Below are 26684 nucleotides of genomic sequence, written 5' to 3' on the forward strand. Positions count from 1 at the left end.
TTAGCCAAATTGATGGGGGGATGCTTGGGTTGTCTGATAAACCGTGGGGAATTTGCTAAGGGGGCAGATGGGGCCTTGGCTGCAGAGAGCATTTGGAAACGACAAATGAATGACCAAGTCGAGAAGCAAGACTTGGTCATTCATTGTTTAGAGCGAGATCATAACGGACGCATGAAAACGTTGAATTCGGCTTTGCCAACGATGCGCAGCTCTTCGGTCCTGTGGTCTTTGCCTTTGAAGTCAAAGTTGATGATGTAGCGCAATGTCTCGGAGTTGTTCTCGACTACTTCGACGTTAATAGTGCCTCGTTCGGGTTTGTAGGTGTAAAGAGTCGTATCGTCGTCGTTAGCTCCAGATTCATAATAATGTAATGTGTCAAATGGAAAGTTTGGGTCGGTGGGTGAATAGGTGCCGGACTGAATGTCACTGGAAAAAGTAAACACCATCCCTTTTTTGGAATCGTTAAAGCCGTTTTCATAGGCTCGACCGATAAAACCAATCAAGTTGCTGTTAATGTCTTTGACGAACTGGAAGTTTTGAGTGTGAAACTTTACGCGGTTTGAAACCTTGGCTTCAATATCGCAGTTGACGCTGACAAAGGGGTCTAAAGAAAGTGTCGAATTTTTGCTTTTAAAAAGACTCATGATTTTCTTCCTTGGTTTACGTTCGTGGTTGGATAACGCCACTGGAATAGTAAGTAGGCTAGGAAATCTGAGCTACTGTCAGATCTAACAGGTTTTTATAATGTTTTGAAATACCTTGTCGATTTTATGGTTATGAAACCTGGCTAAGTTATTATTTGTCTTTATTAAATGCCGAGGCTGCAATGCCCCATTGTCCCAACCAGTAACTGAGGATGATGATGTATGGCGCGGCGGCGAATGGTGATACGAAGCGGTTGATGCCGATTACGCTGTCGGAAAACACAAACGCCACCGCACCTGCCGCCGCCAGCAGCGCCGAGCGTTTGGGCACGTCAGTGCCGAGTCGAGCCAGTGCACGCCAAAGCATCACACTAATGGCCAAACCATAAACAATCACCGGGACCAACAATGGACCCAGTCCGTGGGAAATCAAAATCCCCAGCAGCACCGCGCCAACACCCAGCGCAATCAGCAATGGCAACAACGCCACCCGCCGGCAATCGCTCAAATAGGCCTTCAGATACGCCAAGTGGGCAATCAAAAACGCCCCAAGCCCGAACACAAACAAATCCACCGGCCATGCCAGCAACACATCGCCGAGCAGGGAGAAAATCAGTCCAAGGCTGATCCAGCGGCGATATTCGCTGGGCGGTGCGTCATGTAACCAGCCGAGCAAGGCCAAAACCGGCAATGGTTTGACCAGCAGACCGAGCAACGCAGCGTGCACGCTGACGCCGTAGAGGAACGTCACCGCGCCCATCAGCGCCAGAATCAGCCAGCCCACGATCAGTTAACCGAGATTGCGCAGTCGAAGGTTTCCACTGCCGGTACTTCCGGTGCCCAGGGTTGTGAGTAGGTCAGGCGCAAACGGCCCGTGCCAGCGGCGAAGGACTGGAAGCGCCAGGTCGAGAGGCCGGCGCTGCCAACGATCCCCGCGTCTTGCGGGTTGCTGTAGACCTCGGGGCTGAGTGCGCGCAATACGCCACCGGCCGAATCCTGGATCGCCCAGCGGTAACCCGTGGTCGGGTTGCTTGGCAGGGTCAGGATCAGGTTTTGCCCGCTGTGCAGTTTTACCGGGCATTCGCTTTGTTTTTCCACGGTCACGTTCTGTTTCGGTTGCGTGGCGCACGCGGCCAGCAAGGAGAGGGCGAGGGGGACAAACAGGCGGGTGGGGGACATAAGGTCAGTGGCTCCGGCATTCACGACGAACGGCGAGCATAACTGAAGATGAGACAAAGTGTGACGGCAACGCCTGAGGTGGCCGAGAGTTGAGCGTCGTCAGTGCCGACGTCTTCGCGAGCAAGCTCGCTCCCACAGGGGACAGTGATAAACCTGTGGGAGCGAGCTTGCTCGCGATGACGGTGGTGCAGGCGCTACATGACTATCAGAACAATATCTTCGCCACATCCGCAAACCGCTTGGCAAAGTGCACGGTAATCCCTTCCTTCAGATAATCCGGCAATTCTTCAAAGCTACCGCGATTAGGCTCCGGCAGAATCAATTCAAAAATCTTCTGCCGCCGCGCGGCAATCACTTTCTCGCGTACCCCGCCAATCGGCAGTACATGCCCGGTCAGCGTCAGTTCGCCGGTCATGGCGATGCCTTTTTTCGGTGCCTGGTTTCGGGCGAGCGAGAGCAGGGCGCTGGCCATGGTCACGCCGGCACTCGGGCCGTCTTTTGGGGTGGCGCCTTCCGGGACGTGCAAGTGAACGAAAGCTTCGTCGAAGAACTTCGGATCACCGCCGAACGACTTCAGATTGGAGCTGACGTAGCTGTAGGCGATTTCCGCCGACTCCTTCATCACATCGCCCAATTGCCCGGTGAGTTTGAAGCCACGATTCAGGGTGTGAATGCGCGTGGCTTCGATCGGCAAGGTCGCGCCGCCCATGCTGGTCCAGGCCAGCCCGGTGATGACCCCGGTACCGGACAGCACTTGCTCGTTACGGAACACCGGATGGCCGAGTGAGGACTCGAGGTCTTTCGGGCCGAGCTTGATCACCGCTTTCGGCTCGTCGATCAGTTTCACAACGGCTTTGCGCACCAGTTTGCCCAGTTGTTTTTCCAACTGCCGCACCCCCGCTTCACGGGCGTAACCGTCGATCAACGCTTTGAGGGCGCTGTCGCTGATGCTCAGGCTGCCTTTGGACACGCCGGCCTTTTCCAGTTGCTTGGGCCACAGGTGACGTTTGGCGATGGCGATTTTTTCTTCGGTGATGTAACCCGACAGGCGAATCACTTCCATCCGGTCCAGCAACGGGCCGGGGATCGAGTCCAGGGTGTTGGCGGTGCAGATGAACAGCACTTTCGACAGGTCCAGACGCAAGTCCAGGTAGTGGTCGAGGAATTCGACGTTCTGTTCCGGGTCGAGGGTTTCCAGCAGTGCCGAGGCCGGGTCGCCCTGGTAGCTTTGGCCCATCTTGTCGATCTCGTCGAGCATGATCACCGGGTTCATCACTTCGACATCTTTCAACGCATGGACGAGTTTGCCCGGTTGCGCGCCGATGTAGGTGCGGCGGTGGCCCTTGATCTCGGCTTCGTCGCGCATGCCACCGAGGCTGAAGCGGTAGAACGGCCGACCGAGGGATTCGGCGATGGATTTACCGACACTGGTTTTACCTACGCCCGGCGGGCCGACCAGCAGCACGATGGAGCCGCTGATCTCGCCTTTGTAGGCCCCGACGGCGAGGAACTCGAGGATGCGGTCCTTGATGTCGTCGAGGCCGGCATGGTGTTTGTCCAACACCTTGCGTGCGTGCTTGAGGTCTAGTTTGTCCTCGCCGTACACGCCCCACGGCACCGAAGTCGCCCAGTCGAGGTAGTTGCGGGTGACCGCGTATTCCGGCGAACCGGTTTCGAGGATCGACAGCTTGTTCATTTCCTCTTCGATGCGTTTTTGCGCCTGAGCGGGCAGAACCTTGCCAGTCAGCCGTTGCTCGAACTGCTCGATGTCAGCGCTGCGGTCGTCCTTGGTCAGCCCCAGCTCTTGCTGGATGACCTTGAGTTGTTCCTTGAGGAAGAACTCGCGCTGATGTTCGCCGATCTTGCGGTTGACTTCGGCAGAAATCTCTTTTTGCAGGCGCGCGACTTCGACTTCCTTGCGCAGCATCGGCAGGACTTTTTCCATACGTTTGAGCATGGGTACGCAGTCGAGCACTTCTTGCAGCTCGCTGCCGGTGGCCGAGGTCAGGGCGGCGGCGAAGTCGGTCAGCGGCGACGGATCGTTGGGACTGAAGCGATTGAGGTAGTTCTTCAGCTCTTCGCTGTATAGCGGGTTGAGCGGCAGCAGTTCCTTGATCGCGTTGATCAGCGCCATGCCGTAAGCCTTGACCTCGTCGGTCGGCTCGGTGGGCTGGTGCGGGTATTCGACTTCCACCAGGTACGGCGGGCGATGGTGCTTGAGCCAGGTTTTAATCCGCACGCGGGTCAGGCCTTGGGCGACGAATTGCAACTTGCCGTTTTCGCGACTGGCGTGGTGCACCTTGACCAGGGTGCCATAGAGCGGCAGGGTCGAGGTGTCCAAATGGCGCGGATCTTCCTGGGGCGTGTCCATGTAGAACAGGGCCAGGGAGTGGTGATCGGATTTGCTCACAAGATCCAGCGTTTCAGCCCACGGTTCTTCATTGACGATGACCGGCAGCACTTGGGCCGGGAAGAACGGGCGGTTGTGGATCGGGATGATGTAGACCTTGTCTGGCAGGTTCTGGCCTGGCAGGGCGAGGCCTTTGCCGGTGGAGTGGTGTTCGGCGTTCTCTGGGTCGGCGTATTCGCTCGGGTCTTCCGGGAATTCTTGCTGGTCGCTCATGGGGCACCTGCGCAATTGGATATGGGTGTTAGATGGGGCAGGTGGGGGGTGGTTTCAATGGCAGGGGATATTTCCGGGTGTGTGTTCAGGTTTTTGACAGCGTCGTGCCGTCGAAGGCCGGACGCTGTCCTCTTCAGCTTTCGGATTTATGGTCGATAGCCTGTACAGAAGCTGATCAGCTGCATAGGTTTTAATCGGACGAGCGGTGATCTGTCCTGTAGCATTCAACGATGGCACTTGGCCTTATTTCAGGCGTGATTCGATTCGTGTAGCTCATCAGTACGACCCTACGCCAAGGCAGGCCATTTCGACTCCCTGACGTTTTTGGAATCATCATGGTCCGTTTGATTTCTGCTTTATTCATAGCCGCAGCGCTCTGCCTCAATGGTTTGGCCAATGCCGCGCCGCTGAAAATCCAGATGCACGATCAAAATGGCAAATCCCTGGCCGATGCGGTCGTCACCCTGAAAGGCCCGGTCGGTCTGCCGGTGGGCGCGCTCAAGGCCGACATGGACCAGCGCAGCCAGCAATTCGCGCCCCACGTGTTGGCGGTGCACACCGGCACGCCGATCAAATTTCCCAACAGTGACAACATCCGCCATCAGGTCTATTCGTTTTCGCCGGCCAAGCGCTTTGAACTGCGGCTGTACGAAGGCACGCCGTCCGACCCGGTGCTGTTCGACAAACCTGGCGTGGTGGTGCTCGGCTGCAACATTCACGACTGGATGCTCGGCTACGTCTACGTCACCGATGACCCGCGTTTTGGCGTGACCGACGCCCAAGGCCAATTGACCCTCGACGCGCCGGCCGGGGTTTATCACGCCACCCTCTGGCACCCGCAGGCCTCGGGGATGCAACCGGTCGACGGCGGCGAAGTAAAAATCGCTGCGGCCGGCCTCACGCAGGCCTTCACCCTGATCATCGAGGTCCAGGCCAAGCAAACCCCGACCGTGCCGGCACCGAGTGCCTTTGGCGATGCCTTTAAGCGAGCCGCCCATGAAACTACGCAGTAGCTTTCAGGCGCGGGTCGCCTGTGTCCTGATTCTGCTGTTGCTGGTGGTGGTCGGCGCGCTGTACTTCAGCGTGAAGGCGGCGACCAACTCGGCGGTGCGCGGCCAGGCCAGTGCGCAATTGGAAGTCGGCACACGGGTATTCGAACGGTTACTGGAAGTGCGGGGCCGACGGCTGGCCGACGGCGCGCAGTTGCTCGCGGCGGATTTCGGTTTTCGCGAAGCGGTGGCCAGCGGCGACGCGGCGACCATGGCCTCGGTGCTGCTCAACCATGGCAAACGCATCAATGCCAGCGACATGATTTTGCTGGGCATGGACGGCAAGGTCCTGGCCAGCACTCTCGATGACGTCGTCGAAGGTACGCCGTTCCGCTACGACCAAGCCTTGCGAGAAGCCCGACGCACGCAACAGACCATGGTGATCGTGCCGTTGCAGGGCAAGCCGCATTTGTTGGTGGAAGCCATGGTGCTGGCGCCGCTGCCGATCGCTCGGGTGGTCATGGGGTTCAGCATGGACGCAAGTTGGGCGGCTGAATTGCAGTCGCTGACCAACCTTGAAGTGTCGTTCCTCACCGTCGATCGCCAGCACGTCGGCGAGTTGGTCAGCACCCAGCCCAGTGCCATGAACGACAGCCTCATGCGTTTGATGCTCGGCAGTCGGCAGGGCAGCCAGTTGCAGTTGAGTGAGCTTCACGATCAGAATTTCCTCGGCCAGTCGTTGATGCTGGCGAGTGCTCCGCAAGGCAGCGATAACCAAGTGATCGCGCTGTTGCAAAGTCCCCTGGATGCAGCGATGCAAGCCTTCGCGCCGCTGGATGAAAAGATCCTCGGCATTGCCTTGGTGGCGTTGCTCGGCTCGCTGGCCGGCGCCTTGTTACTGGCCCGTGGTGTGTCGCAACCGGTGCGCGCGCTGGCCGAGGCCGCCGAGCGGATTGGTCAGGGCGATTACCAGACGCCGGTCAGCCTCAAGCGCAGCGATGAACTGGGCCTGCTCGCCACGGCGTTCAATTCCATGCAAAGCGGCATCGCCGAGCGTGAACTGCAACTGGCCCACAACGCTTTGCACGACCCACTCACCGGCCTGCCCAATCGCGCGCTGGCGATGGAACGCCTGGGCAGTGCGATCTCCGCACAACGACCGATGGCGCTGGTGTACATGGGCATCGATAACCTGCGGACGATCAATGAAACCGCTGGCCCTGAGTCGGTCGATCAACTACTGCGCCAGACCGGCGAGCGCCTGCAAGTCGCGCTGCGCCCCGGCGATACCGTGGCGCATTTGATTGCCGATGAATTCCTGTTGTTACTCGATGGCATGGACAGTGACGCAGCTGTGGCGGTGGCCGATGAGCTTCAACAATTGTTGCTCAAGCCCCAACGCATCAACGGCCATGACCTGATGCTTGAGTGTCGTATGGGCATCGCGGCCTATCTCGTGGATGGCTTGAGCGCGCACACCTTGCTGGAGCGCGCCGCGATTGCGATGAAAGACGCGGCACAATTGCCCGGTCGCCTGCAAATCTACGAACAGGGCCGTGACCTCGTACATCGCCGCCAGATCACCCTGATCCGTGACTTGCGCCACGCCGCAAGCAATGGCGAATTCCTGCTGCATTACCAGCCCAAACTCGACATCAGCAAAGGCCATGTACGCCAGGCCGAAGCCTTGCTGCGCTGGCAGCATCCGCAATTTGGCATGGTCTCGCCGGCAGAATTCATTCCCTTGGCCGAGCGCACCGGCAGCATTCAAACGTTGACTAATTGGGTGATCGGCGAAGGCATGCGCCAGCTCTCGGAATGGAATCGCCGGGGCCTGCGTTTGCAGCTGTCGCTGAACATTTCTGCCGAGGACTTGCTCAGTGATGACCTGGCCGAGCGGGTCTCGGCGCTGTTGCGGGATTATCGCTTGCCGGCTGAACAATTGATTTTCGAAATCACCGAAAGCGCGGTCATGCGTGAACCGGAGCGAGCCCTGAAAGTGCTGCATCGGTTGCGTGATTGCGGCATCAGTTTGTCGGTGGATGACTTCGGCACCGGTTACTCATCGCTGGCTCACCTCAAGCGTTTGCCGGTGCAAGAGTTGAAGATCGATCAGTCCTTCGTTCGCGATCTGGATGAAACCAGCGAGGACGCGGTGATCGTTCGTTCGACCATCGAAATGAGCCATAACCTGGGACTCAAAGTGGTGGCCGAGGGCGTTGAATATGCCCACAGCCTGCGTTTGCTCGAACGCTGGCAGTGCGACACGGCGCAGGGTTATCTCATCAGTCGCCCGCTGAGCGCGGCGGCATTCGAAGCTTGGGTGGCGTTGCCCCTGAGCGCTCAAACTTCCATGGTTCATTGATTCATGACTTCACATTTCTCCCTGTGGCTCGGCTGTCTCGTCGGCCTGACCCTGCAAACCGCCGTGGCCGATAACGGTCGTCTGATCGCCACCGGCGGCGCCAGCAGCCTCGAAGGTACGGCGGGCGGTGGCATCACGCCGTGGGCGGTGCTCGCCGGTTATGGCGAAAAGAATGAGTGGGGCGCCACGGCGTTCGCCACCACCGTCAACCTGCCGGACTATCGGCTGGATGTGGCGGGTCTCGCGTTGGCCTATGACAACCGCGTTGAATTGTCCTTTGCCCGGCAACGCTTTGATCTCGGGTCGTTGGTGCACAAGCTGAACCTGCCGCAAGACAGCCTTGGCCAGGACGTGCTCGGGGTGAAGGTTCGGCTGTTTGGCGACGTGATCTACGACGACATGCCGCAGGTTTCGTTGGGACTGGAATACAAACATCAGCGTGATTTTTTGATCCCCAGCCTGGTCGGCGCCAAGCGTAACAGCGATACCGAAGGTTATCTGGCTGCCAGTCGTTTGTTCATGGGCGCAGCGTTTGGCTACAACCTGCTGGTCAATGGCAGCTTGCGTTACAGCCGTTCGAACGAGTTGGGGTTGCTGGGGTTTGGCGGTGATCGTCGCGACACGCGCAGCCTGTTGAAAGAAGGTTCGGTCGCGGTGCTGTTCAATCCGCGCTGGGCGGTTGGCGTTGAGTATCGAGAGAAACCAGACAACCTCTCGTTCTCCGGGGAAAGCGATTGGGCTGACCTGTTTGTCGGCTATTTCCCCAACAAGCATGTCTCGGTGGTGTTGGCCTACGCCCGGCTCGGCGAAATCGCCACGCTGGATAACCAGAACGGCACGTATCTGTCGATCCAGGGGAGTTTCTGATGCGGATTTTCCCTCTGATTCTGGCGCTGCTGTTGAGTGCCTGCGTACAGCAACCGCCCAAGGACGACAGCCTCTACCGCGACCTCGGCGAGCGTCCGGGGATCACTCGGATTGTTGAAGGCATGTTGCTGAAAATCGCCAGGGATGAACGCATCGTCGAGCGTTTTCGCAAGATTGATATCCAGCGCCTGCGGGACAAACTGATCGAACAGTTCTGCGTCGACGCGGGCGGCCCTTGTGTGTACACCGGCGATAGCATGGCCGAGAGTCACAAGGGTCAGAACGTCAGCCGCAGCGACTTCAATGCACTGGTCGAAGACCTTATCGCCGCGATGGATGAACAGGGCATCAGCGTCCCCGTACAAAACCGCTTGATCGCCAGACTGGCACCCATGCGCCCGGATGTGATCGAGAAATAACACCGTCCGATTGCGTTTATGCCCGCTGCGTACAAAAAAAGGCGACCCCCTCACAGGAGTCGCCTTTCCTTTAACCGCTTCTAAAACTTACTCCGACAGTTTGTACGCAATCACATAGTCACCTTGCTTGGTGCCCAGCGACCCATGACCACCTGCAACAACAAGCACGTATTGCTTGCCGTCCTTGCCGGTGTAGGTCATCGGTGTGGTTTGCGCGCCGGCTGGCAGGCGGCCTTCCCACAGTTGCTTGCCGTTTTTCACGTCATAGGCACGCAGGTACTGATCGAGGGTGCCGCTCAGGAAGGCGACGCCACCGGCAGTGGTGAAGGTGCCGCCCAGGCTAGGCACGCCCATGCTCAGCGGGATCGGAACCGGCGAGCTGTCGCGCACGGTGCCGTTTTTGTGTTTCCAGATGATTTTGCTGGTGGTCAGGTCGACCGCTGTCACGTAACCCCAGGCGGGTGCCTGGCACGGCAGGCCCACTGGCGAGAGCAGGGGTTCGAGGACGACGCCGTATGGCGCGCCCTTGTTCGGCTGCACGCCTTCGGTTTCGCTTTTACGCGGGCCTTGGGCCGCGATTTCGGCGGCTGGGATCAGTTTCGATTTGAACGCCATGTAGTCCGGGTTCATGAAAGCAATCTGACGCACCGGGTCAACCGAGATGCCGCCCCAGTCGAACACGCCAAAGTTGCCTGGATACACGATCGAACCTTGCAGTGATGGCGGCGTGAACGGGCCGTCGTAGCGCATGGATTTGAAGTCGATCCGGCAGATCAGTTGGTCGAACGGGGTGACGCCCCACATGTCGCGTTCTTTCAGCGGCGGTGGCATCAGGTTCAGGTCGGATTTCGGTTGGGTTGGCGAAGTGTGATCACCTTCAACAGCGCCTTGTGGCACCGGCACTTCGTTGATTGGCACGATGGCCTTGCCGGTGCTGCGGTCCAGCACGTAGATGCTGCCTTGCTTGGTGGACGCGAGTACCGCCGGTTTAACACCGTCTGCGGTTTTCAGGTCCATCAGGGTTGGCTGGCCGCCGACGTCCATGTCCCACAGATCATGGTGGGTGAACTGCATGTGCCAGCGCACTTTACCGGTGGCGATGTCGAGGGCGGTCAGGCCGGCGGCGTGCAGTTCCGATTCAGGGGTGCGTGCGCCACCGAACTGGTCCGGGGTCTGGTTGCCCATCGGCAGGTACAGCATGCCGAGTTTTTCGTCGACCGCGAACATGGACCACATGTTCGGCGAGTTGCGGGTGTAGACCTTGCCTTCGGCAATCGGCGTGGTGTCGTCCGGGTTGCCGCTGTCCCAGTTCCACACCAGTTTGCCGGTGTGCACGTCGAACGCGCGGATCACGCCGCTAGGCTCGTCGGTGGAGACGTTATCGGTGACGTGGCCACCAATCACCACCAGGTCTTTAATGACCGCTGGAGGCGAGGTGGAGTAGTAACCGCCCGCATTGAAGCCGCCGATGTTGGCGCGCAGATCAACCTGGCCCTTGTCGCCAAAGTCTTCGCACATTTTGCCGGTGTCGGCGTCGAGGGCGATCAGACGGGTGTCGGCAGTCGGCAGGAAGATCCGGCGTGGGCAGACGCTGCTGACCGGCGCAGGGTTGGCGGTGCCGCTCGGGCTTTGCTCCGACGCATAAACGGCGTCATCGTGATACGTCACGCCACGGCAGGTCATGTGCGCCCAACCCTTGAAGTTCGCCGCGTTTTGCGTGGAGAGCTTCGGATCAAATCGCCAGATTTCCTTGCCTGTGTCCGGGTCCAGCGCGATCACCTGGCTGTGCGGCGTGCAGACATAGAGCATGCCGTTGACTTTCAGCGGGGTGTTTTCGGCGGTGGTTTCGCCCGGGTCGTTCGGCCCTGGCAGGTCACCAGTGCGGAAGGTCCAGGCCGGCACCAGTTTGTTCGCGTTCTGCGGGGTGATCTGCGCCAGTGGCGAGTATCGATCGCCGTGAGCGCTGCGGCCGTAGGAGTTCCAGTCACCGTCGGGCATGGCCGGGGCGGTGTTGGTCATGCCCGGCACGCTGTCGCGGTCCAGTTGGCCTTTGATTTCACCGGGGTTGGTGAATTGGCTGGCCAGCGCGGCAACGCCCGCCAGCACCACGGCCACGCTCAGTGCGCCGGTGCCCATCGGCGCAGGGCCAGTGAGCAACAGCGGACGGCGGAACCACGGCAGCAACATGACGATGCCCAGCGCAAACAGCATGGCCAGACGCGGCACCAGTTGCCACCAATCGAGGCCGACTTCCCACAAGGCCCAAGCGGTGCTGGCGAACAGCACCAGCGCGTAGAGGCCCAGTGCAACGCGGCGAGCGGCAATCAGCAGCACGCCGGTCAGCGCCAGGCCAATACCGGCCAGCAGGTAATACAGCGAGCCGCCGAGCATGCTCAGCTTGATCCCTCCGGCCAGCATAGCCAGGCCCATTAGCAGAAGCAGGATACCGAGCAGGCTCGGCAGCAGACGGCTTCGACTCAAAGCACCATCAGTGCTCATAGTGTGGTTCTCCGTGACGTTTTAAGTAATCCCGCGCAAGTTCACTGTAGATGACGATCCTGTGCGGGCAGGGTTCATATAAAAGTGTTTGGGCGCCGCATTCCCTTGATCCCGCCAATCAGGTTCAGGGATTTTCGACGGGCAACAGGCGTGCAGACAGCGCTATCTCGCGAATTTTTCAGATAAGGCATAGAAATGAAATTATTGATCTTTTTCTGGGGGATGAGCGCAAAACGGCAGGAATGTAGCGGGCAGCAGAAGCGTTTCAGCTTGAAGGGGACAAGGATAATGATCTGTTACAAATACAGAAAGCGCTTTTACTGTGATGCATCTTTTCGGATTTCGTAACAGTCGGCTTCGACCTGTCGCCGCAGTGCCTGATCGTGCAAAAAAAAGGGCGGACTAAAGCGTCCGCCCCGGTATGTTTCAGTGCCGTTAATTCAACAGGTAGACCGGGAAGCATTCACACAAATGCATCACCCGGCAGCGGACTTTTTCCAGCAGTGCCGTATTGGTCGGTTGCTCAAGCAGATCGGCAATCAGGTTGGCCACTTCGGCGCATTCGGCTTCACCGAAGCCCCGCGTGGTCAGGGCTGGTGTGCCAATGCGAATGCCGCTGGTGATCGCCGGTTTTTGCGGATCGTCGGGGATCGCGTTCTTGTTCAAGGTGATGTGGGCGCTCTCGAGCAACGCCTCGGCATCTTTGCCGGTAATGTTCATCGAGCGCAGATCGAGCAGGAACATGTGGCAGTCGGTACCACCTGATACCACCCGCAGGCCTCGTTTCGTAAGAATGTTCGCCATGGTCCTGGCGTTGTTGATGACGCGTTGCTGATAGCCCTTGAACTTATCACCGAGGGCTTCGTTGAACGCCACGGCCTTGGCGGCGATGACGTGCATCAGAGGCCCACCCTGATAGACCGGGAATATGGTTTTGTCGAGCAAAGCCGCGTATTCACGTTTGGCCAGGATCAGACCGCCTCGAGGGCCGCGCAGGGTTTTGTGAGTGGTCGAGGTGATGAAATCGGCAATACCGACCGGCGAGGGGTACAGGCCGGCTGCGATCAGCCCGGCGTAGTGCGCCATGTCGACCATCAGGTAGGCCCCGATTTCGTCGCAGATGTTGCGAAAACGCTGGAAGTCGATGGTCCTGGAATACGCCGAGGCCCCCGCAATGATCATTTTCGGCCGGTGTTCCCGGGCCAGGGCTTCCATCTCGGCGTAGTCGAGGGTTTCGCTGGATTTTTCCAGGCCGTAAGAGAGCGCGTTGTAGAGCTTGCCGGAGAAGTTCACTGAGGCACCATGGGTCAGGTGCCCGCCATGGGCCAGGGACATGCCCAGGATGGTGTCGCCGGGGTTGAGCACCGCAAGAAACACAGCCTGGTTGGCTTGCGAGCCAGAGTGCGGCTGGACGTTGGCATAGTCGCAGCCAAACAGTTTGCAGGCGCGTTCGATGGCGAGGCTTTCAATCTCATCGACCACCTTGCAGCCACCGTAATAGCGCTTGCCCGGGTAACCTTCGGCGTACTTGTTGGTCAGCACCGAACCCTGGGCTTCCAGCACTTCTTCACTGACGTAGTTTTCGGAAGCGATCAGCTCCAGATGGGTTTCCTGACGGTTGCGTTCACGGCCGATCAGGCGGGCGATGACGGGGTCGAAATTCTGCAGACTCATGGAGTTATTCCTTAGATAAGTGCTTCGGCCAATGGGGCTGGCGCGTGATGCGGCAACACCCGTGACAGGCTTGTCTTGTTGTCGGAGAGAAAAATGGACGTGTCTTTCAGACCGCTGCCCGTGATCAGGACCACGGCGGTCTGCGGCGTGTCGGGGTGTTCTTCGGCGTACTTGAGCAGGCCGGCGAAGGCGCTGGCGGCCCCGGCTTCGGGGAACACACCGGTGCTGGCGGCCAGTCTCGATGCTGCTGCGACAATGCTCGGGTCACTGACACAGATGAACTCGCCCTCGCTGGCCGTTACCGCGCGCAAGGCTTTGAGGCGGTCGCGAGGCAAGGCCACGTTGATGCTGCTGGCAAGACTGGTAGGCGTGATGCGCTCGGTTTGTTGCATCGGCTGGCCGCTGCTCCAGGCCCGATACATGAAATTGCTGTTTTGCGCCTGTACGCCTATCAGCCGTGGCATGCGCTCTATCCAGCCCAGTTGCAGCAGATCGAAAAAGCCTTTGTACACCGAGCCCAGGATGCAGCCATTGCCGACGGGGACAAACACCAGGTCCGGGACCTGCCAGCCGAGCTGTTCGCACATCTCGAAAGCCACGGTTTTCTTGCCTTCGCTCATGTACGAATTGATGCCGGTGGTGCGGTTGTACCAGCCATGAGTTTCGCAGGCGTCGAGGCATTGTTCGAACGCTTCGTCGTATTGTCCGTCGACCAGTACGATCTCGGCGCCGTAGCCCTGCATTTGTGCGAGCTTCTCGCGGGGCGCACTTCGGGGCAGGTAAATCACGTTGCGCAGGCCCAGGCTCGCGCTCATTCCGGCCAGCGCCGAGGCGGCGTTGCCTGTACTGGCGACGGCGACGGTACGTGCGCCGGTTTGCATTGCGTGGGCCACAGCAAGGGCGCTGGCGCGATCCTTCAATGAGCCGGTAGGTTGTCGGGATTCGTCCTTGATAAACACCTTGATCGGCGCGCCCCTGCCGAGCAAATCGGGGCGTGAATACAGCGGCGTGTTACCCACCAGTAATGGCGGAATGAACTGCGTGGAGCTCAGCGGCATCAGCCGGTCATAACGCCACATGCCCCGGGCATGGTCATGAGCCAGGCTGTCCCTTGACCATTCGCGCGCCAGTGTCGGGTAATCGTAGAGCGCATCGAGGGCGCCATCGATTTTGCAATGGGGGCAGTAGTAGCTGACTTCATGTGGCTGGTAGCTGCGTTCGCATGCCAGGCACTGCAGCACAAATTCTTTGTAAGACTTCTTCATGGCCAACCCCTTAAAGTGCGCTGTGCTGGTGCTTTCCCTGCCGACGTCGGTCCAGCGCGGGACCCGCAGATCACTGCGCTGCGCTGGACCGATGGGCACTTCGCTGCCTGAAGGTTTTTTTCAGACCACCATGATGGCGTCGATGGCGACCAGGGTATTGCGCGCCAGGGCGCTGGCACCTGCGGTGGTGCGGGCTGGATACGGTTGGGTGAAGTACTCTTCCATGACCCGGTTCAGGGTCGGGAATTCGCTCAGGTCAGTGATGAACGCGGTGACCTTGACCACGTTCGCCAGGGTGCCGCCCGCGGCTTCGGCCATTTGCACCAGATTGTCCAGGGTCTGACGCAGCTGCCCTTCAAAATCCGTGGCCAGCACTTCGTTGTTAAGCGCCGAGACCGGGGTCTGTGCCGACAGATAGATGGTCTGTCCGTGGCTGACTTTTATGCCTTGGGAGTAAGTGCCCAGCGGCAGCGGAGCCTTGTCGGTGAAGATGACGTTTTCTTCGCCCAGGAAGGATTTGGCGAGGGGCTGGAGTTGAGCGTTGGTCTGCATGATGACGTTCCTTGTTAGATGGGTTGGGGGTTAGTGCAAATCGGCAACCTGCCGCACGGCCTGGGCCGAGAACTCCTCGTCGCGGCAACGCGCCGGGGAAAAATGTTGGTAGTTGAGGTGCAGGGCCGCGAGGTCGGACGGCATCGCGCTACCCAGTGCGGCGTGGCTGCACAGCCGGGCAATCGCCGGTGCGGTCTGAATGCCGTAGCCGCCCAGTGCGGCGAGCCAGATAAAACTTTCCTGAAGCGGGTCCTGCCCCAGCACCGGCGAGCGATCGGCTACGAAGGTGCGCAGGCCTGCCCATTTATTGATGATCGAGCGAGGGCGCAGCTTCGTGGTGCTTTGCAGGCGATCCATGGTGATGGCCAGGTCGAGCTCGTCCGGTAAGGCATCGCAAGGCAATGACGGGCTTTCATCGCAAGGCGAGACGATCAGGCGTCCGGCTTCCGGTTTGATGAAAATGTCTTCGTCGACCGTTCCCAGGTACGGCGTCTGGTGCACGTCGCATTGCGGATCGACCGCCAGCACCGTGCGGCGCAGTGGCCGCACACCGACCTTCGGCAAACCGCAGCGCTCGGCGAATTCGTCGGCCCAGGCGCCAGCGGCGTTGACCACAATCGCGGCCTCGAGGTGCTGGCCATCCTGGGTGTGCAAAGTCCAGTGACCGGCGCGGTATTGGCCTCGCAGCACCTCGGCCTCACGTTTGACCACACCGCCGCGAGCGCGCAGACCGCCAAGGTAGGCGCCATGAATGCCGTGCACATCGAGATCGAAGGCGCTGGGTTCGAAAATCCCTGCGCTCCACGCGCCCTCTGCCAGGTAAGGCACCAGCTCAAGGACTTGTTTCTCGTCGAGGAATTGCGCCGTTGGCACCTGCCCGAGAACCGCGGTGAAACGGCTGCTCAACTTATCCACGCGCGCCGCCTGGGCCACGATCAAGGCACCCCGTGGCGCCCACAATGGATGTTCGGCGAGCCCTAACGGCGGATTCTCGAAAAAGCTCCGGGAGGCACAGGTCAGCGAGCGGATCTGCTGGTTGCCGTAGCTTTCCATGGAAATTGCCGCCGAGCGCCCGGTGGTGTGGTAGGCCAGTTGCTGTTCGCGTTCAAGCAGGCAAACGCTGCCGTGAGCCGCCAGTTCATAGGCGGCAGATACCCCGGCAATCCCGCCGCCGACCACAATGAAGTCGTAACGAGCGGTCATGGTCGGCTGCCCTCGGTGACGGCGGCGGCTTTGCTTTCCCGGGTGTAGGTCAGTACGAAATGCGCCACCAGCCCGAAGATCAGCCCCCAGAATGCAGCGGCCAGCCCCAGGAAACTCATGCCCGAGGCGGTGACCAGGAAGGTGATCAGCGCCGCTTCACGTTGCTTCTCGTCAGCCATGGCGCCGGTCAGCCCGGCGCTGATAGCCCCGAACAGGGCCAGGCCGGCGAGGGAGGCGATCAGCTCTTTGGGCAAGGCGGAAAACACCGACGCCAGGGTCGCGCCGAAGGTGCCCATCAGAATGTAGAACACCCCGCAGGCGATCCCGGCAATGTAACGTTTGTCGCGATCTTCATGGGCTTCGCGGCCGGTGCAGATAGCGGCGGTGATGGCCGCGAGGTTCAAGCCATGGGAGCCGAATGGCGCCATCAAAATTGAACCGATGGCCGTGACAGAAATGATCGAGCGCGCCGGGGTGTTGTAGCCCGCGGTGCGCATCACCGCCATGCCCGGCACGTATTGCCCGGTCAGGGTGACCAGGGCCAGCGGCAGGCCGATATTGATGATCGCGTGCCAGCTCCACTGCGGGGCGATGAAGATCGGGTGGGCGACATCGATGGTGATCGATCCGCTGTTGAGTTCGCCGAACGAGGCAGCCACGGCGCAGCCGACAATCAATACCGACAGGATGGCGTAGCGCGGTGAAAAGCGTTTGAAGATCAGGTACGCCGCGATCATAGACAGCACCAGGCCCGGCTGCAGCTTGATCGAGGTGAAGAGTTCGGCGCCGAAACGGAACAGGATGCCGGCGAGCATGGCGGCGGCGATGGCTTTGGGCAGGCGACTCATCAATTTGTCGAACGCGCCGGAAAGGCCGACCACCGCGATAATCACCGAAGCCACCACATAGGCGCCAATGGCCTGGGGCAGGGAGACCGTGGGCAGCATCGACACCAGCAACGCCGCACCCGGTGTCGACCATGCCGTAATCACCGGAACCCGCAGACGCCAGCTCAACAGCAGGCCGGTCACGCCGCTGCCGATGGAAATGGCCCAGATCCAGGACGACACCTGATCATTGGGCAGGTGCGCTTCGCGGGCCGCCTGGAACACGATGATCAGCGGGCCGGCATAGGAGATGATCACGGCGATGAGGCCTGCAATGATCGCTGAGAGGGATATATCCTTTCTGAGTGTGTCCATGATTTCTCGACTTGGCGTGGCTGACACGCGGTGATTCAGGAGTGATATTGAGTCGATTGCTTCGATTCGCGATGAGTGTATTTGAATGGATTGAACTGATTCAATAGGGCGAGAGGTTGTTACGAGATGTTTTTTTGCTATTCGTGCCTGTTTGCCAGCGCTTTTTCAAATAACTACTTGATTATTAAGTAAAAAATGTTGTTTAAAAATATTCATGGTCAAGGGTGTTTCTTGATTAACTAGTCGAATCAATCGATTCAATGTGTAGATTGAGTCGATTTATTAGCTGCCTAACATCCATGTGATATGCTCGGATATTCCTCATTTCTACGATGGGTAGCGATCATTCATGTGGGTTCCTCAGCTAAGCGAGTTCAGCCAGCCGATGTATTTGTCGATTGCCGACGCGTTGGCGCGCGATATCAGCAACGGCGTGTTGAACGAAGGTGATCGTCTGCCGACCCTGAGGGAGCTGGCCACCACGCTGAATGTCACGCCGGGTACCATCAGCCGGGCCTATAGCGAAGCCCATCGGCGACGTCTGGTGCAGGGCGAAGTGGGGCGTGGCACTTATGTGCTCAGCCAGAAGCAGCTGGAACTGCCGGCCAGCAACAGTGCCGCCCCGCTGAATTTGGGGCAGTCCGAATTATTGGATCTTTCGATCATCAAGCCTTCCAGCGAAACCCTGGAATACTGGTTGCGCGACGCATTGGTGGGCATGGCCAAGAGCACGGATTTTGCCCGAGCCCTCGATTACGCTCCCGATGGCGGTCATCCGGCTCATCGCGAGGCGGGCGCACAGTGGCTGCGCCATTCATTGCCCGATGCGCAATGGCAGCAAGTGGTGATCACCGCAGGCGCACAGCATGGTTTGATGGTCGCGATGAGTGCGCTGACCAACGCCGGTGATCTGGTGCTCTGCGAGGCGCTTTGCTACCCCGGCATCATTTCCCTGGCCCATGGTCTGGAGCGACGTCTGCGTGGCGTGCCAATGGACGATGAAGGGATCATTCCTGAAGCGCTGCGCGAACTGTGCCAGCGTGAGAAACCGGCGATGCTGGTCTGCGTGGCGACGTGCCAGAACCCGACGGCCGCGCTCATGTCGCAAAAACGTCGAGCGCAAATCGCGGCGTTGGCCGAGGAGTTCGACTTCATCATTCTGGACGATGACATCTACGGTTTTCTGGCCACCGATCCGTCGATCAAGCCACTGTCGGCGTTCGCTCCAGATCGTTCGGTGTACCTGACCAGTCTGTCGAAGTCGGTCATGCCGGCCTTGCGGATTGGCTATCTCTATAGCCCGCCGAAACTGTTGTCGCGCCTGACCTCGATGGTGCGCAGCAGCGTCTGGATGCCGTCGCCGCTGACCGCTCAGCTGGCCAGCAACGTGATCACAGAGGGGTTGGATAAAAAGCTGATCCGTATTCAGCGCAACGAAGCCGCTGGGCGCCAGGCGATCGCTCGGGAAATCTTCGCCAATTTCGAGTTCAAGACCCAGCCGTATTCCTACCATGTCTGGTTGACGCTGCCCGAGCCCTGGACCAGCGACGAATTCACCATGCTGGCCCGTGCCAATGGCGTGCTGGTCCTCAGTGGCACCCAGTTCCAGGCCGAACGTAGCGGGATTACCCGCTGCGTGCGATTGGTGTTGATGTCGCCCACCAGCCAGGACGAATTGAGGTTTGCCCTGACCAAGCTGGCCAGCCTGATCGATTCGGACCCGCGACGTTATTACTAAACCGACGGCGCTATCTCCTCACGCTAGTCCCCTCAGATGATGGCCAACTAGCCTACAGTTAATTCAGCCTCTGACGAATGCCTCTGTCCGGGGCCTTCCACCGGACGAAGCCCTCGGCTAAGGTGCGCGGCTTCTTCACCCTTTCTACGCTCGAAGGCCCGGCATGACCGAACAGAACAACAACCCACTGCACGGCGTGACGCTGGAGCAAATCCTCAACGCGCTGGTTGAACACTACGAATGGTCGGGGCTGGCCGAGCGCATCGACATCCGCTGCTTCAAGAGTGACCCGAGCATCAAGTCGAGCCTGACATTCCTGCGCAAAACCCCGTGGGCACGGGAGAAGGTCGAGCGCTTGTACGTTAAGTTGATGCGCACCAAGCGCCCGGTCTGACCATGACCAACCAACCGACGCCAGGTTCTGCCGTGAGGCGTCGTGTAGTTGCCGTGGCTGCGGTGCTGGGCTGGGCCGGTCTGGCCATTCAGATGTACCTGATTTTCTACTCGCGCTGGACGCTGGCGGCCAGTCTGCTCGGTGGGTTGGTCAGCTTCTTCAGCTATTTCACCGTGCTGAGCAATACGCTGGTGGCGACCGTGCTGACGTGTGAGCTGACGTCCCGCGAGTCGGCCGCGCGACGCTGGTTTTTGCAACCGTGGGTGAGTAGCGGCATTGCCGTGAGCATCGCCGTGGTCGGCCTGGGGTACAACGTGTTGTTGCGCCATTTATGGCATCCACAAGGCTGGCAATGGCTGGCCGATGAGCTGATGCATGACGTCATGCCGCTGCTGTTTCTGGCGTATTGGTGGTGCTGTGTGCCGAAGGGCACGTTGCGACTGCGGCATATGGCTGCGTGGGTGATCTATCCCGTGGTGTATTTCGCGTACTCGTTGTGGCGCGGGCATCTGCTGGCGGTTTATCCCTATCCTTTCATTGATGTCGGCAAGTTGGGTTATCCACAGGTGTTCATGAATGCCGGGGGGTTATTGGTGGGGTTTGTAGTCATTGCGCTTGTGTTGATCGGGCTGGATCGGTGGCACGCGGGTCGAAAGTGAATACTTGTGGCGAGGGGACTCCTGTGGCGAGGGGACTTGTCCCCGTTGGAGTGCGAAGCCCTCCCAAAATTTATGACACTCCCGAGATTTTGGGGCTGCTGCGCAACCCAACGGGGACAAGTCCCCTCGCCACAAAAGCCCCTCGCCGCAGGAAACCTGGCAAGCACAAAAGCTGCGGTCACTCTTCGTCGCTGTCATCCAGCCGCCAGTAGCCGACAGCTTTGACGAACTGCTCGTTAAGCCCGTGCTCATCCAGCAACACCCGGCGTATCTGCCGCGACACTTTGCTCTCGGTCGCCACCCAGGCGTACAGATTGCCGACGGGTACTTGCAGCTGCTTCACCGTCTTCAGCAGGTTGTCCTTGCCGCCCTCGCGCAAGACCCAGATCACGTTGACCTGCGCGGCGCTTTCCAGACGTTGCTGCTCGGCGCCGTTCTCCACTTCCACAATCACCAATGCCCGGCGATTGGCCGCCAGGCCTTCCAGCCGTCGAGCGATCGCGGGCAGGGCAGTTTCGTCACCGATCAGCAAGTAGCTGTCGAAGATGTCCGGCACGACCATCGAGCCCCGTGGCCCGCCGATGTGCAGGAATTGGCCGGGTTTGGCTTGCTCGGCCCAGGTCGAAGCAGGGCCGTCGCCGTGCAGCACGAAGTCGATGTCCAGTTCCAGCGTGTCGAGGTCGTAACGACGCGGTGTGTAGTCGCGCATCGCCGGCATCGGCCCGTTGTCTTTACCGGCACCGAGCACCAGGGTTTCCAGGGCGGCTTGTTCCGCCGCGTTTTGAGGGAACAACAGTTTGACGTGGTCGTCCGTGCCGAGGCTGACGAAGCCCGCCAATTCCGGTCCACCCAGCGTGATGCGGCGCATGCGCGGCGTCAGGTCGACCACCCGCAACACTTCCAGACGACGGCGTTTGATCTCGTGGCTGACACGGTGAATGGTTTGCACGATCACTTCAGTCATTCGGCTTGCTCCTGAGCGGGTTGAACGACAGGGCCATCGACGATGGCTTTGGCGGTGTTGTTAAGCAGGTCGCGCACCCGCAGGATTTCTTCCGGGCTCCAGCGGCCGTGATGCATCTGCAAGGCATGACGCAAGTTATGCACCGCTTCGTGAATCTCGGCGGGGCGGTCATGGCCGCGCAATGAGCGCTTGCTGACTTCGATGCGCATCCGCACACCATCCAGTGCGATCGCCTGATCACTTAACGACAGACGTCCGGCATCGGTGATGATGTAGCGTTTTTTGCCACCCTCGGCGTCGCCCAGGATCATCTCGCTTTCTTCAAGGAAGGTCAGGGTCGGGTAGATCACGCCGGGGCTGGGGCTGTAGGCGCCGTCGAACATGCTTTCGATCTGGCGGATCAGGTCATAGCCGTGGCACGGCTGTTCGGCGATCAGTGCCAGCAGCAGCAGTTTCAGATCGCCGGGGGCGAAAACCCTGGGGCCTCGGCTACCCCGTTCGCGGCCGGGACCTGGGCGTTTTTCGAAGCCGTCGCGGCCGTCGTTATGGTCGCGGTGTTGGGAATGATGGTCTCTCATTTTTCGCTGCTCTCGTCGTATTTAGATACAACTTAAGATATATCTTAATCGCAGGGCAAGACGTTTTTTGCAAGGGCTGATCGGTGCCGACGGGCGGTTGGCGCGGTCAATGATGCAATTCACCAGGAAATATCACCGTACATAATCTGATTTTGTCGCCGATACAGGAATTGTTTAATAGTTAAAGCTATTACTCTAATAATAGTTGAGCTAATGTTCTAAAAAACCTGAAAGTCCATTGTTGTCTAGGCGAAGCCGCTGTATGGTTTTTTTAGTAAAACTGTATGTAGGCTGTAACTTACAGTCACTATTTGGTATTTCAGTTTTTTGTTTCTTTTTCCTTCTGGTCATGAGGTTGTTTAACTACGCGCTCATGGGAAGTTGCCTGCTTACTTTCCGGAACAAGAAGTCGAAGATGTTTCGGCGTTGGAAGTTCAAACAAAGCGATCTGTTACGGGTAAGCAGTTTTTAACTTTCAATGAACCGATTCCATAAAGAAAACAGGTACTTAACAATGTTCAAGAAAATCGCAATCGCTGCCCCATTGGCTATTTTGGCGCTGGGTTCCTCCGGGGCATTTGCCGCAGGTGAAGCTGCTCACTCCATCAACATCGTCGCCCACGTGCCGACTAACGGTTTCTACGTGGTGCCGACTGACCCTGACCTGGTTAACAAGGATCAGGACATGAGCTTTCAGCCGAGCAGCGGCAAAATGAGAGAGGTTAATGGGTTCTTCGATGTGCGCAACAACAACGGTTCGGTTCACGCCAGCCTGGAAAGCGCGCCGAAACTGATCTCTGGTGCCAATTCCATTGCTTTGAAAGTGGAACTCAATAACAAGGAACTCAACTTGACCCCGCAAATGGTTGTAGGTGAAGCCGAGTCTGACGTGAACTTCCGCGCACCGCTGAAAATCAGTGCGGTAGGTACGACCTTCCAGCCGGGCGACTACACCGGTGTCGTGGCAATGACCTTCGACGCTGTCCCTCCCGTGGGCGGCTCGCGCTAACTTTAAAAGTCGCGCAAACCGACAGGGCAAGCAGCATTGTTTGTCCCGTCGGACTTCAACTTGATTGTAATCAGAGTAAGAGTTCATGTTCCCGATGACCCCCATCGCGGCTGCGCTTGCGCTGGTGTTTTGCGCCAGTGCAGCGGCGGCTCCTGTTTCTTCCGCCGGTACGACACCGCGAAGTCTCCTGGCGCAGGCCAAAGGTCTTCCGGCGGATTTCGAGGAGCATTTCTTTGATGTGCCTCTGGCTGTCCGGGTAGAACTCGATCAACAGCCTCTGGGAGAGGCCATGGTGGTGTTGTCTCGCGATGATCGCATCACCCTGCTCGAATTTACCGACACCAGCGAAAACCGTTTCGGCCCCGCTGAACGGGAAAAATGGGCAAGTTATCTCAAGCCGGGTGTGCCGCTGGGCAATTGCACGGGGTCATGTCCGGATCAGGTGCTGGCCGTGCACTACAACCTGGAAAACTCGTTGGTTTCGATCCTCACCGAAAACGCCGAGCGTGATCTGGAGGCCAAGCGTTATCACGAGCAGCCGGACGGCGGCAGTAGCGGCCTGATGGTGCGCAACCAGCTCAACCTCAATGGCGGCCAGGATCAGGATCTGGGTGGGCGCTATGGCCTTGACGCCAGCGCGAGCCTGGGCAACTGGAGCCAGACATTCAACATGCAATTGGCCCGCCTCGGCGGTCCCGACGATAAGCTTTATCACGCGGTTCACGAGCTCTACACCCAGCGCGAACTGCAGGGCAGCTTCCTGCGCCTGGGCTATTTCACCCCCAGTTCCGAAGGGCTGACCCGCCAACCTCGTACGTTTGGCACGAGCCCCGATACCGCTGTCGGCGTTATGTTCGGCAGCTCTGACAGCCTGGCGATCAACAGTCCGATGCCCAGCGTCTACCCGATTTATGTCACGGCCAATCGCCAAGGGTCGGTGGAGATCTATCGCGACGGTCTGTTGATCAACACACAGTCAGTGCCCGCGGGATTGCAAACCCTCGATACCCGGCCGCTGCCAGGCGGGATCTACGAAGTGGAAGTGCGCCTGATCGAAGATGGCCAGATTACCTCCACTACCCAGGAGCTGGTGTACAAGCCCAGCAACTGGCGCAACCTTGATGAGCGCTGGCGCTACAACCTGTTTGCCGGTGAAGAAAGCAAACTGCTCAGTAACTGGGACCAGCAATCCAGCGGCAGTCCGACGGCAGGGGCCTCGGTCAATTACCTGATGCACCCACGAGTCATTCTCGGGCTATCGGCGCGGCAGATTCGCGAAAAACTGCAATACGGCAGTTCCATCGACTGGACCCTGGCCAATCACATCAGCCTGTATGCCAACGTGTATCAGACCCAGGATCATGGCACCGGTCTCGATCTGCAAAGCCTTTACAACTATGGCTCCGGTAGCCTGGTGATCAGCCACAACCGCAGCTGGCTGGACACCACCAACCTGTATGAAACCCTGCCAGACGGTACTCGGGTGCGCCAACGCAATGTGTTCATTGGCGAAACCAGCAATTCATCCCTGGCGATCAACCATCGGGTCAGCAGTAAAAGTTCGATCAGTGGACGGGTGTCCCACAGCGAGGGCAACATCGATGGCATCGGTATGGATCTGGGTTGGACCCAGCGCGCTACGTTGTTCGGCAGCGATGCGAGTTGGCGTCTGTCGCTATTTGATCGCCCCGGCAGTTTCAGCAGTGGCGACGCACGCAACCGCGGGATCGACCTGAGCCTTAATCTGGCCTTGGGCGCGCCGGGCCAGCAGATCACCGGCAGCATTGGTTCGCGCACGGCCCGTGACGGCAGCCGCGACAACAATGGTTCCCTCGGCTGGCGCCGGGATCTCAAGGATCACGTGCTGCAAAACGTCTCGGTGACGGCACTCACTGACACCTACGGCGTGGGTGTGTCGAGCCTTGCCAACTTTCGTACCGACGCAGTCAATGGCGACGGTTTCGTCCAGCGTTCGTCCTACAACGGCAACTTCACCGGCGGTCTTAACCTGGACAGCACCCTGGTCGTCGGCGGCGAGCAAATGCTCATGACCAGCCATTACGAAATGCGTGGCGCGGGAATGATTGTCGACGTGGAATCAGACATCGACGACATCACCCTGCGCGCCGACGATTACAGCGGCGGCGGCGCGGCGTTGAAGCCGGGGCGCAATTTCATCCCGATCACGGCGTACCAGAACAGTTCGGTGAGCTTCGATTTTGAAGGCAATCACGTGCCGGCAGCGACCATCGAACCGCCACGCACGCGCTATCACCTGAACAAGGGCGGGGTGGAATACCGCAAGGTGCGGGTGATGAAAACACTGACCGTACTCGGGCGATTGGTCGATGCGCAGGGGCGACCGCTCAAGGGCCATCACGTGATCAACCACGCCAGCCGCGGGGTGACGGAAGTCGACGGGTTTTTCTCGATGGAAATGAATGCCGGTTCGCCGACGCTTGAAGTGCGCCAGGGCAACCAGTTGCTGTGCCAGTTCCGTCTCGATGCGAGCCGACATCGCAGTGAGAACAATGTGTTGATGATCGGTGATCTGCGCTGCACGCCGGACACTTTGGCTGACGTTACGTCCACCGAACAGAAGGCGGGATGATCCTATGAAAAAGTCTATGTGGTGCCTGGGACTGTTGACCGCACTGAGCATGCCTTCGGCGGAGGCGGCGAGTCAGGAAATCCGGGCCTTGTTTCAGCCCGATCCTTCTCAGCCGAACAAAAATGTATTCCTCAACAAAACCCCGAACAGTGGCTATTGCGCTCAGTACCCTAGTGAGTGTGTTGACAACAATATGTTCAGTATCGAGTTGCCGGTTCGTTTCGATTCCACTCGAGCCATAGTGCCGGGCCAAGGTATTGCGTTGAAGGTACCGGCCAACTGGCGACAGCTGACGGTGACCAATGCCGAGACCCATGAAACGGAGACTGTTGAAGTGCGCATCACCGGTGTTGGCTCCAAGTTCTTTTTGAGCGAAACAGCGGCCAGTCTGGTGGGGGTGACTGACATACTCGAAGGTCATCAAAAGCTATGGACCAGCAGAAGTTGGGTCTACGCACCGGCACCCTGTCAATACAGCGGTGTTGGGGCTTACAGCCCCACGACTTATCGGTTTTTCTGGAAAACACCCGTGGAAGCATCTTGTGTCAAGGTGGCCGCTTACTTCATTCCCTCCATGTACTTTGACACCCTCGATATCGCCTATGAACTGCGCACGCCCAATCCTTTGGGCATGTCGAGCGGGCTGTACACAGGCTCGATTCCCTACACCCTGGGCTCCAGCGCCGATTTCGATCTGGGTCCAGTGATGCAACCGGACGACGCCAACCTGACCCTGGATTTCGTCCTCGACGTACAGCACACCCTGAAGGTTGACCTGCCACCGGGCGGCAACAAAGTTTCGCTGGAACCCGAGGGCGGGTGGCAACGCTGGATTGAGGGCGGTCGCAAACCGAGCAGGATCTACCGCGACCAGCTGTTTTATCTGTCGGCGTCGTCGCGCTTCAAAGTCATGATGCTATGCAACTCGACCGGCGGCACCCGCTGCAATCTTTACAGCCCCAAAGGCAATACCACCGAAGTGGAAACCTACCTCACCTTGCCCGACGGAATCATCGGGCCGGGCGGGCCGGTCAAGCTTCACAGGCTGCGCTACAACACCTGGTCATCAGTCTTTCAACCAGGGATCTATGTGAATCGCAAGGCCGGCTCGCTACGTTTCGAGATGCCCAAGGACGCCATCGATTTTCTGCTGCGGCCCGGCCTGAGCGACACGCTCAGCGGCAACATCACCATTATCTGGGACTCGGAAGTTTGACCGTCCGAGCCTGGCCACTTTTTTCTTATGGGAT

General features: G+C 58.9%; 22 protein-coding genes. 10 read left to right on the forward strand and 12 right to left on the reverse strand.

Features of this window, described 5'->3' with window-relative positions:
• Positions 1–158: 158 nt before the first annotated feature.
• The 4 genes from MO767_RS19890 to lon all read right to left on the reverse strand — a co-directional run bounded on the left by MO767_RS19890 (position 159) and on the right by lon (position 4446).
• The gene (locus MO767_RS19890) at positions 159–644 is read right to left on the reverse strand and encodes a hypothetical protein (protein WP_282481886.1); all 486 of its coding nucleotides are present in this window, start codon (positions 642–644) and stop codon (positions 159–161) included.
• A gap of 151 nt (positions 645–795) precedes the next feature.
• Entirely contained in the window at positions 796–1428 is a 633-nt protein-coding gene (locus MO767_RS19895; RefSeq protein WP_282481887.1) for a lysoplasmalogenase, read from the reverse strand.
• A 2-nt stretch (positions 1429–1430) separates the two neighbouring features.
• The gene (locus tag MO767_RS19900) at positions 1431–1823 is read right to left on the reverse strand and encodes a protease inhibitor I42 family protein (protein ID WP_123368345.1); all 393 of its coding nucleotides are present in this window, start codon (positions 1821–1823) and stop codon (positions 1431–1433) included.
• A 205-nt stretch (positions 1824–2028) separates the two neighbouring features.
• Complete coding sequence (gene lon / locus MO767_RS19905) at positions 2029–4446, reverse strand: endopeptidase La (RefSeq protein ID WP_282481888.1); 2418 nt, start codon at positions 4444–4446, stop codon at positions 2029–2031.
• Between the two features lie 335 nt (positions 4447–4781).
• Between lon and MO767_RS19910 the strand changes: the two genes are divergently transcribed.
• Genes MO767_RS19910 through MO767_RS19925 form a run of 4 tightly spaced genes read left to right on the forward strand, consistent with a single transcriptional unit; the run spans position 4782 to position 9086 of the window.
• The gene (locus tag MO767_RS19910) at positions 4782–5459 is read left to right on the forward strand and encodes a methylamine utilization protein (RefSeq protein ID WP_282481889.1); all 678 of its coding nucleotides are present in this window, start codon (positions 4782–4784) and stop codon (positions 5457–5459) included.
• Positions 5443–7800 carry an EAL domain-containing protein gene (locus MO767_RS19915; protein WP_282481890.1) on the forward strand — a complete coding sequence of 786 codons (2358 nt, stop codon included), beginning with the start codon at positions 5443–5445 and terminating at the stop codon, positions 7798–7800. The genes MO767_RS19910 and MO767_RS19915 overlap by 17 nt, the downstream gene beginning before the upstream one ends.
• A gap of 3 nt (positions 7801–7803) precedes the next feature.
• Complete coding sequence (locus tag MO767_RS19920; protein ID WP_282481891.1) at positions 7804–8667, forward strand: DUF3034 family protein; 864 nt, start codon at positions 7804–7806, stop codon at positions 8665–8667.
• On the forward strand, positions 8667–9086 hold the full coding sequence (locus MO767_RS19925) for a group 1 truncated hemoglobin (RefSeq protein ID WP_282481892.1): 420 nt from the start codon (positions 8667–8669) through the stop codon (positions 9084–9086). The genes MO767_RS19920 and MO767_RS19925 overlap by 1 nt, the downstream gene beginning before the upstream one ends.
• Positions 9087–9173: 87 nt before the next feature.
• Here MO767_RS19925 and MO767_RS19930 read toward each other — a convergent pair whose 3' ends face one another.
• The 6 genes from MO767_RS19930 to MO767_RS19955 form a co-directional block, all read right to left on the reverse strand.
• Complete coding sequence (locus MO767_RS19930; RefSeq protein ID WP_282481893.1) at positions 9174–11585, reverse strand: glucose/quinate/shikimate family membrane-bound PQQ-dependent dehydrogenase; 2412 nt, start codon at positions 11583–11585, stop codon at positions 9174–9176.
• Positions 11586–12020: 435 nt separating this feature from the next.
• Positions 12021–13259 (reverse strand): serine hydroxymethyltransferase, encoded by a 1239-nt coding sequence (gene glyA, locus MO767_RS19935; protein ID WP_282481894.1) that lies wholly within the window; start codon positions 13257–13259, stop codon positions 12021–12023.
• An 11-nt stretch (positions 13260–13270) separates the two neighbouring features.
• Entirely contained in the window at positions 13271–14524 is a 1254-nt protein-coding gene (gene thrC / locus MO767_RS19940; RefSeq protein WP_282481895.1) for a threonine synthase, read from the reverse strand.
• A gap of 120 nt (positions 14525–14644) precedes the next feature.
• The gene (locus MO767_RS19945) at positions 14645–15076 is read right to left on the reverse strand and encodes a Rid family detoxifying hydrolase (protein WP_282481896.1); all 432 of its coding nucleotides are present in this window, start codon (positions 15074–15076) and stop codon (positions 14645–14647) included.
• A gap of 30 nt (positions 15077–15106) precedes the next feature.
• Complete coding sequence (locus MO767_RS19950) at positions 15107–16279, reverse strand: FAD-dependent oxidoreductase (protein WP_282481897.1); 1173 nt, start codon at positions 16277–16279, stop codon at positions 15107–15109.
• Entirely contained in the window at positions 16276–17481 is a 1206-nt protein-coding gene (locus MO767_RS19955) for a benzoate/H(+) symporter BenE family transporter (RefSeq protein ID WP_282481898.1), read from the reverse strand. The genes MO767_RS19950 and MO767_RS19955 overlap by 4 nt, the downstream gene beginning before the upstream one ends.
• Before the next feature lie 349 nt (positions 17482–17830).
• Between MO767_RS19955 and MO767_RS19960 the strand changes: the two genes are divergently transcribed.
• The 3 genes from MO767_RS19960 (at position 17831) to MO767_RS19970 (ending at position 20272) form a co-directional block, all read left to right on the forward strand.
• Entirely contained in the window at positions 17831–19219 is a 1389-nt protein-coding gene (locus tag MO767_RS19960) for a PLP-dependent aminotransferase family protein (RefSeq protein ID WP_282481899.1), read from the forward strand.
• Between the two features lie 163 nt (positions 19220–19382).
• On the forward strand, positions 19383–19613 hold the full coding sequence (locus tag MO767_RS19965) for a VF530 family protein (protein ID WP_007944895.1): 231 nt from the start codon (positions 19383–19385) through the stop codon (positions 19611–19613).
• A gap of 2 nt (positions 19614–19615) precedes the next feature.
• Positions 19616–20272: a Pr6Pr family membrane protein gene (locus tag MO767_RS19970; RefSeq protein ID WP_282481900.1), complete on the forward strand. Its 657-nt coding sequence runs from the start codon at positions 19616–19618 to the stop codon at positions 20270–20272.
• Positions 20273–20450: 178 nt separating this feature from the next.
• On the opposite strand, the gene MO767_RS19975 is transcribed toward MO767_RS19970, so the two are convergent.
• Positions 20451–21236, reverse strand: coding sequence for a siderophore-interacting protein (locus tag MO767_RS19975; protein ID WP_282481901.1), 786 nt, complete (start codon positions 21234–21236; stop codon positions 20451–20453).
• Positions 21233–21814, reverse strand: a complete 582-nt coding sequence (locus MO767_RS19980; RefSeq protein ID WP_282481902.1) for a PadR family transcriptional regulator — start codon at positions 21812–21814, stop codon at positions 21233–21235. Before MO767_RS19980 ends, MO767_RS19975 begins: the two co-directional genes overlap by 4 nt.
• 514 nt (positions 21815–22328) lie before the next feature.
• On the opposite strand from MO767_RS19980, the gene MO767_RS19985 reads away from it, so the two are divergent.
• The 3 genes from MO767_RS19985 (at position 22329) to MO767_RS19995 (ending at position 26650) form a co-directional block, all read left to right on the forward strand.
• Positions 22329–22823 (forward strand): CS1 type fimbrial major subunit, encoded by a 495-nt coding sequence (locus tag MO767_RS19985; RefSeq protein ID WP_282481903.1) that lies wholly within the window; start codon positions 22329–22331, stop codon positions 22821–22823.
• An 85-nt stretch (positions 22824–22908) separates the two neighbouring features.
• Complete coding sequence (locus tag MO767_RS19990; RefSeq protein WP_282481904.1) at positions 22909–25434, forward strand: CS1-pili formation C-terminal domain-containing protein; 2526 nt, start codon at positions 22909–22911, stop codon at positions 25432–25434.
• 4 nt (positions 25435–25438) lie between these two features.
• Positions 25439–26650 (forward strand): hypothetical protein, encoded by a 1212-nt coding sequence (locus MO767_RS19995; protein WP_282481905.1) that lies wholly within the window; start codon positions 25439–25441, stop codon positions 26648–26650.
• Positions 26651–26684 lie beyond the last annotated feature (34 nt).

The sequence above is a fragment of the Pseudomonas sp. UYIF39 genome (genome assembly GCF_029963765.1).
GTDB lineage: Bacteria > Pseudomonadota > Gammaproteobacteria > Pseudomonadales > Pseudomonadaceae > Aquipseudomonas.

Excerpts from the sequence above, each read along its gene's own strand:
- MO767_RS19890 (WP_282481886.1), bottom strand. The coding sequence starts at position 644 with ATGAGTCTTTTTAAAAGCAAAAATTCGACACTTTCTTTAGACCCCTTT.
- MO767_RS19900 (WP_123368345.1), bottom strand. The coding sequence starts at position 1,823 with ATGTCCCCCACCCGCCTGTTTGTCCCCCTCGCCCTCTCCTTGCTGGCC.
- lon (WP_282481888.1), bottom strand. The coding sequence starts at position 4,446 with ATGAGCGACCAGCAAGAATTCCCGGAAGACCCGAGCGAATACGCCGAC.
- MO767_RS19910 (WP_282481889.1), top strand. The coding sequence starts at position 4,782 with ATGGTCCGTTTGATTTCTGCTTTATTCATAGCCGCAGCGCTCTGCCTC.
- MO767_RS19915 (WP_282481890.1), top strand. The coding sequence starts at position 5,443 with ATGAAACTACGCAGTAGCTTTCAGGCGCGGGTCGCCTGTGTCCTGATT.
- MO767_RS19920 (WP_282481891.1), top strand. The coding sequence starts at position 7,804 with ATGACTTCACATTTCTCCCTGTGGCTCGGCTGTCTCGTCGGCCTGACC.
- MO767_RS19925 (WP_282481892.1), top strand. The coding sequence starts at position 8,667 with ATGCGGATTTTCCCTCTGATTCTGGCGCTGCTGTTGAGTGCCTGCGTA.
- MO767_RS19930 (WP_282481893.1), bottom strand. The coding sequence starts at position 11,585 with ATGAGCACTGATGGTGCTTTGAGTCGAAGCCGTCTGCTGCCGAGCCTG.
- glyA (WP_282481894.1), bottom strand. The coding sequence starts at position 13,259 with ATGAGTCTGCAGAATTTCGACCCCGTCATCGCCCGCCTGATCGGCCGT.
- thrC (WP_282481895.1), bottom strand. The coding sequence starts at position 14,524 with ATGAAGAAGTCTTACAAAGAATTTGTGCTGCAGTGCCTGGCATGCGAA.
- MO767_RS19945 (WP_282481896.1), bottom strand. The coding sequence starts at position 15,076 with ATGCAGACCAACGCTCAACTCCAGCCCCTCGCCAAATCCTTCCTGGGC.
- MO767_RS19950 (WP_282481897.1), bottom strand. The coding sequence starts at position 16,279 with ATGACCGCTCGTTACGACTTCATTGTGGTCGGCGGCGGGATTGCCGGG.
- MO767_RS19955 (WP_282481898.1), bottom strand. The coding sequence starts at position 17,481 with ATGGACACACTCAGAAAGGATATATCCCTCTCAGCGATCATTGCAGGC.
- MO767_RS19960 (WP_282481899.1), top strand. The coding sequence starts at position 17,831 with ATGTGGGTTCCTCAGCTAAGCGAGTTCAGCCAGCCGATGTATTTGTCG.
- MO767_RS19965 (WP_007944895.1), top strand. The coding sequence starts at position 19,383 with ATGACCGAACAGAACAACAACCCACTGCACGGCGTGACGCTGGAGCAA.
- MO767_RS19970 (WP_282481900.1), top strand. The coding sequence starts at position 19,616 with ATGACCAACCAACCGACGCCAGGTTCTGCCGTGAGGCGTCGTGTAGTT.
- MO767_RS19975 (WP_282481901.1), bottom strand. The coding sequence starts at position 21,236 with ATGACTGAAGTGATCGTGCAAACCATTCACCGTGTCAGCCACGAGATC.
- MO767_RS19980 (WP_282481902.1), bottom strand. The coding sequence starts at position 21,814 with ATGAGAGACCATCATTCCCAACACCGCGACCATAACGACGGCCGCGAC.
- MO767_RS19985 (WP_282481903.1), top strand. The coding sequence starts at position 22,329 with ATGTTCAAGAAAATCGCAATCGCTGCCCCATTGGCTATTTTGGCGCTG.
- MO767_RS19990 (WP_282481904.1), top strand. The coding sequence starts at position 22,909 with ATGTTCCCGATGACCCCCATCGCGGCTGCGCTTGCGCTGGTGTTTTGC.
- MO767_RS19995 (WP_282481905.1), top strand. The coding sequence starts at position 25,439 with ATGAAAAAGTCTATGTGGTGCCTGGGACTGTTGACCGCACTGAGCATG.